The sequence below is a fragment of the Citrobacter sp. Igbk 17 genome (assembly GCF_028069775.1).
Lineage (GTDB): Bacteria > Pseudomonadota > Gammaproteobacteria > Enterobacterales > Enterobacteriaceae > Citrobacter.
Genome location: NZ_JANEWI010000115.1, coordinates 1 through 255, shown reverse-complemented (window position 1 = coordinate 255; position 255 = coordinate 1). Strand labels below are relative to the sequence as shown.

The following is a 255-nucleotide window of genomic DNA, read 5'->3' as shown; positions in this document are numbered from 1 at the left end:
GTCCATCATCGTTTGAAACGGAGATTTGACCCAGACCAGGCTGGTTAGCATTTTCACCCAGTAAGAGGTTAATTGCGGATGCATCCTGTGCTGACAGAAGTGCTCGTCCACTATCCACCCCTCGACCGTCATCCCAGATACGGATAAATTCACCACGATGCTCAGTCAGTTTCAGACCGGGATAAATCAGCGCTAATTTGGGATATGTTGTCGCTGAAAATGTCGAGTTATTGAATTTCAAAAACACCATATCTG

General features: G+C 45.9%; 1 pseudogene. It reads right to left on the bottom strand.

The features are described 5' to 3' along the window. Nucleotides 1–255: pseudogene (locus tag NNO08_RS23055) on the bottom strand (phage tail protein); the annotation flags it as partial.